The sequence below is a fragment of the Streptococcus sp. k-378 genome, assembly GCF_013277505.1.
Classification (GTDB): domain Bacteria; phylum Bacillota; class Bacilli; order Lactobacillales; family Streptococcaceae; genus Streptococcus; species Streptococcus pseudopneumoniae.
In genome coordinates this window covers 1-3,906 of the sequence record NZ_VMNC01000099.1, presented here as the reverse complement: position 1 = coordinate 3,906, position 3,906 = coordinate 1, and the positions used below count along the sequence as shown (strand labels likewise).

Here is a 3,906-nt window from a genome sequence, read left to right as displayed (position 1 = left end):
ATACTCAATGAAAATCAAAGAACAAACTAGGAAACTAGCCGCAGGTTGCTCAAAACACTGTTTTGAGGTTGTGGATAGAACTGACGAAGTCAGCTCAAAACACTGTTTTGAGGTTGCAGATAGAACTGACGAAGTCAGCTCAAAACACTGTTTTGAGGTTGCAGATAAGACTGATGAAGTCAGTATCATATACATACGGCAAGGCGAAGCTAATGCGGTTTGAAGAGATTTTTGAAGAGTATGAAATTGAATTGCTTATAAAAAAGCTCCATACACGGGATGTGTATAGAGAAATGGGGCTTTATTTAATATAGAGTTCTTGATTTTTCAAGACAATTTCACGTACGCTCACAAATTTCTTGAGTTTTTTAAGTTCTTCTGAATGAGTGACGAGAGTGATAACATAACCTTCCTTGCCCATGCGACCTGTACGGCCAGCGCGGTGAGTGTAGGTTTCAATATCTCTAGGAATATCAAAGTTTACGACACATTCTAGGCTATCGATATCAATTCCACGAGCCAGAAGGTCAGTTGCAAGGAGTAGGGTTAGTTGCTTATCTTTAAACTTTTCCAAGATGACTTTTCTAAATTTAACATTGACATCACTAGCGAGGGAAACAGCCAATATATCCCGATACTGTAATTTTTCTTCTGCGCTTCCAAGGTCTGATAGGCTGTTAAAGAAGACCAGACCGCGGAAATCCTCCACATGAGCTAGTTTTCGTAGCATATCCACTCGGTGACGTTGCTCTACCTGCATATAGAAATGTTGGATGTTGTCCAATTTTTGGTCAGAAAGATCAATAGTATGTGTGTTAGGTGTAATCTTTTCTTGGTCAAACTTGGTCGTCGCACTCATGTAGACCAGTTGGTGATCACGAGGTGCGTAGTGAGTGATTTTCTCAACAAAGTGAATCTGAGAATCATCTAGTAATTGGTCAAATTCATCCAGAATGATGGTTTCCACATTCATCATCTTGATTTTTTTCAATTTAATGAGTTCAAAGATACGGCCAGGAGTTCCAATCAGAATTTCTGGTCCTTTTTTTAGGCGTTCAATCTGGCGTTTCTGGCTTGAACCTGATAGGAAGAGTTGGGCTGTCAAGCCGATGGCTTCTGACCACGTTTTACATACGTCAAAAATCTGTCCAGAAAGTTCTGTATTTGGTGCTAGAATCAAGAGTTGTTGGGCTTTTTTCTTTTGTAGTCTGAGAAGGCTTGGTAGGAGATAAGCTAGGGTCTTGCCAGTTCCTGTTGGGCTTACTCCTAGGAGGTTTTCCCCAGCAAGAAGGGGTTCAAATAGTTGAGTTTGAATGGGGGTAAATTCTTGGAAACCGAGTTGGTCGCTCAGTTCTTGCCACTCGGTCGGTAGTTTGGTTTTCATTTTTCTGCCTCAAATCTAATGACAGCAGTCTGGCGCATGGTATATAGTAGCTCATGAACAGAGCCTGCATCATCCAGCCAAGTCTGGTAGAGTGTCTGGTCTGGTTGCTGAATCATCTGTGCAAATGCAGCGACTTCCTCAGTCATCGTATGAGGAGCCTGTTGGATAGGGAGTTGGACTTGATTGCCTTGATGGTCGGTAAAAATAGCCGAGCGAAGATGCTCAATCGTGTTGAGGGTCAAGGTTCCATTTGTTGTATAAATCTCGCAAGGAAGATTGGAAGTGATGTTTTTTCCAGCTTTAATATGAACTTGAAAGTCTGGGTAGAAGAGGATGCCATCTCCATTTAGGTCCATGCTATTGTCAAGCTGTTGAGCTTGATAGGTAGCGTCCTGAGCTTCTCCAAAAAGGCGAACGGCAGCGTAGAGAGGATAAATCCCCAAATCCATAAGAGCTCCACCAGCAAAACGGTCTGAAAAGACATTTGGTGTCTCCCCAGCCAACAAGTTAGGCATTTTTGAAGAATACTTGGCATAGTTGAAATCTGCTCCCAAAATCTGTTTGTCTGCTAAAAAGTTTTTGATGATAGTGAAAGCTTTTTCATGGTAATTCCGAGCTGCTTCGAATATAAAACAGTGATTTTTCTCAGCTGTCTGTCTCAAGTCTAGCCATTCTTGTGGCTGAGTGACAGCTGGCTTTTCAAGAATGACGTGTTTACCAGCAGACAAGGCAGCCTTTGACTGAGCAAAATGTAAGGAGTTTGGACTGGCAATATAGACTACATCAAAAGAGCTCTTGAAGAAGTCCTCTAATTGATCGAATAGTTGGATATTCTCATAGTGAGAAGCAAAGGTTGCGGCAGTTTCAAGTTTCCTAGAATAGACTGCGACCAGCTGGTATTTTCCACTAGCATGGGCTGCTTCTATGAAGTGATGGCTGATAGCACCTGTTCCGATGACACCTAATTTAAGCATAGATACTCCTTTTCCGATTTTAAATCCTTCTTTCATTATAACATAGATAGACGGGACTATCCAACAGAGGGTAAAAAATTTCAAATAAGCGATTCGCTTTCTTCTGAAGAAAAGCTTTCTTTTACGAATAAATAGATAGAAGCATCAAATCTAGTAAATTAGATTAAAAAATGTGCTATAATAGAAGGAGGAAAAGGATGATTCTAAGACATCCGGGCATTAGCCCAACTAATGACTTGGTTGCTAAGAAAATATTCAGCAACCCAGAAATCACTTGTCAATTTATTCGCGATATGCTGGACTTGCCAGCCAAAAATGTGACGATTTTGGAGGGAAGTAACATTCACGTCTTGCCTTCCCTGCCCTACTCAGCGCAGGATTTTTATACCAGTATAGATGTTTTAGCTGAACTAGATAATGGCACTCAAGTAATCATTGAGATTCAAGTACATCATCAGAATTTTTTCATCAATCGTTTATGGGCTTACCTGTGCAGTCAGGTCAATCAAAACCTAGAAAAAATTCGCCAGCGAGAAGGTGATACTCACCAGAGCTATAAACACATCGCACCAGTCTATGCAATCGCAATTGTAGATAGTAATTATTTTCAAGATGACTTAGCTTTTCACAGTTTCAGTATGCGCGAGGACACGACGGGTGAAGTCTTAACCATCACAAGTAACGGTCAAGAAAACCATCTGGTCAAGATGGCTTTCTTGGAATTAAAAAAATACAGAGAAACCAGCAAAGACAAGGTTCGCAAGCCGTGGTTGGAGTTTTTCGGGAATAAACCCTTTACCCAGCAACCCGAGCGAGCCATCAGCCAAGCAGACCAACTGCTGGACTACAAGAGCTGGTCCGAGGAGGATAGGAAAATGTTTAGTCAACTACGTATGCGAGAAGAACAAGCATTATTAGCACAGGACTATGCCTTGGAACAAGCTAGGGCAAAAGGTATCGAACAGGGGTTGGAGCGTGGTCTTGAACGTGGACGAGCTGAAGGGATTGAACAAGGCATCGAAAAAGGTTTAGAACAAGGACTTGAACGTGGAAAATTCTTTGCCTTCCTAGATATGGTTCGCCAAGGACTTCTGACTTCTGAGGTTGCCAGCCAGCAGTTGGGTATATCAGTATCTGAGTTTGAGGCGCTATTGAAGGACCACCATAAATAAGACCTAAAAAATACAGAGAAACCAGCAAAGACGAGGTTCGCAAGCCGTGGTTGGAGTTTTTTGGCAACAAGCCCTTTACCCAGCAACCCGAGCGAGCCATCAGCCAAGTAGACCAACTGCTGGATTAAAAATTAGGAAATATCGTGTAGAAAATAGTAACAGATTTTATCTCTTTGTGGGATGAAGTCTGTTTTTTTGTATGATGGGCAGGTCCTACATCTGAGTGGCAAGTTTTCCGTAGGTATCCGCTATTGGTTAATGCATAGCATATCTGAATGAAATAAGAACTAAACAAATCAGTCAGGAAAGTCAAAGTAATTTCTATTATAGTAGATTGAAACTAGAATAGTGCGCCTCTACTTCTAAAACATTGTTA

4 protein-coding genes and 1 pseudogene are annotated in these 3,906 nt (G+C 41.4%); 3 read left to right on the top strand and 2 right to left on the bottom strand.

What is annotated here, in order from left to right:
- Positions 1 to 223: hypothetical protein (locus tag HT719_RS11735; protein ID WP_345790045.1), on the top strand; the 223-nt coding region annotated here is incomplete at its 5' end.
- Between the two features lie 78 nt (positions 224 to 301).
- Here HT719_RS11735 and HT719_RS09435 read toward each other — a convergent pair.
- Together HT719_RS09435 and HT719_RS09430 are read right to left on the bottom strand one after the other, a co-directional pair.
- Entirely contained in the window at positions 302 to 1,384 is a 1,083-nt protein-coding gene (locus HT719_RS09435) for a DEAD/DEAH box helicase (protein ID WP_172929011.1), read from the bottom strand.
- Positions 1,381 to 2,358 carry a Gfo/Idh/MocA family oxidoreductase gene (locus HT719_RS09430; RefSeq protein WP_172929009.1) on the bottom strand — a complete coding sequence of 326 codons (978 nt, stop codon included), beginning with the start codon at positions 2,356 to 2,358 and terminating at the stop codon, positions 1,381 to 1,383. Before HT719_RS09430 ends, HT719_RS09435 begins: the two co-directional genes overlap by 4 nt.
- A gap of 197 nt (positions 2,359 to 2,555) precedes the next feature.
- Here HT719_RS09430 and HT719_RS09425 point away from each other — a divergent pair, with 197 nt between their 5' ends.
- Positions 2,556 to 3,530 (top strand): Rpn family recombination-promoting nuclease/putative transposase, encoded by a 975-nt coding sequence (locus HT719_RS09425; protein ID WP_172929007.1) that lies wholly within the window; start codon positions 2,556 to 2,558, stop codon positions 3,528 to 3,530.
- Between the two features lie 5 nt (positions 3,531 to 3,535).
- Positions 3,536 to 3,655: pseudogene (locus tag HT719_RS11730) on the top strand (flagellar assembly protein H domain protein); the annotation flags it as partial.
- Positions 3,656 to 3,906: the final 251 nt, after the last annotated feature.

Coding starts and splice junctions, on each gene's coding strand:
- HT719_RS09435 (WP_172929011.1), bottom strand. CDS start 1,384: ATGAAAACCAAACTACCGACCGAGTGGCAAGAACTGAGCGACCAACTC.
- HT719_RS09430 (WP_172929009.1), bottom strand. CDS start 2,358: ATGCTTAAATTAGGTGTCATCGGAACAGGTGCTATCAGCCATCACTTC.
- HT719_RS09425 (WP_172929007.1), top strand. CDS start 2,556: ATGATTCTAAGACATCCGGGCATTAGCCCAACTAATGACTTGGTTGCT.